At 54.0% G+C, this 798-nt stretch carries 1 protein-coding gene; it reads left to right on the top strand.

What is annotated here, in order from left to right; translation table 11 throughout:
• Window positions 1–205: 205 nt before the first annotated feature.
• A partial coding sequence (locus EG19_RS12970; RefSeq protein WP_161685620.1) for a DEAD/DEAH box helicase family protein occupies window positions 206–798 on the top strand: 593 nt, incomplete at its 3' end.

Here is a 798-nt window from a genome sequence, read left to right as displayed (position 1 = left end):
GGCATTTCCTATTGCTGGACACCACGCCGGTCTACCGGACAGCATCAGCGAGGGTAGTTGTTTGGAACGGCGACTTCGGAAAAAAGTCGAAACGTGGACGCGAGTCCTGGATTTGATACCACCGGCAGGGGAGCTGCAACTCCCACCGTTTCTCCAGCGGGCACTTGAAAGGCGGCACGTGGATCCCAAAGGAGCTGCCTTTTCGTTGGCCTTCTTCGTTCGCATGCTCTTTTCGTGCCTTGTAGATGCGGATTTCCTGGACACGGAGGCATTCCTCAACCGAGACCAACGCATGTCGCGAACGCTGTGGCCTGAAGATGTTTTAGCACGTATGGAGCACGCTCTGGAACGTTTTGTCTCGCAGCTTCCCGCTGCCACGGCGGTGGACAGGCAAAGAAACATGATACGAGAAGCATGCGTAGCTGCAGCCGAAAAAGAGCCGGGTTTTTTCTCGCTGACAGTGCCGACGGGCGGAGGAAAAACGCTCTCTTCTTTGGCCTTTGCCCTTCGTCATGCAGCAATTTACAAGCTCCGGAGAATTATTTACGTGGCCCCATTTACAACCATCATTGAGCAAAACGCCGATGTCTTCCGCCGGGTGTTCGCTCCGTTAGAAGAGTTAGGCTTGCCCGACGTGGTTGTTGAGCACCATAGTAATTTGAACGTAGAGGACCAAAGCCTTGCTAGCCGCTTGGCCGCCGAGAATTGGGACGCGCCGCTAATTGTAACAACCTCCGTTCAATTCTACGAATCGCTCTTTTCGAATCGCCCGAGCCAATGCCGGAAGCTTCATAATAC

Origin of the sequence: Thermoanaerobaculum aquaticum, from assembly GCF_000687145.1 — a bacterium.
Classification (GTDB): Bacteria; Acidobacteriota; Thermoanaerobaculia; order Thermoanaerobaculales; family Thermoanaerobaculaceae; genus Thermoanaerobaculum; species Thermoanaerobaculum aquaticum.
The sequence above is the reverse complement of the archived record's forward strand: the minus strand, read 5'-3'. Positions and strand labels throughout refer to the sequence as shown.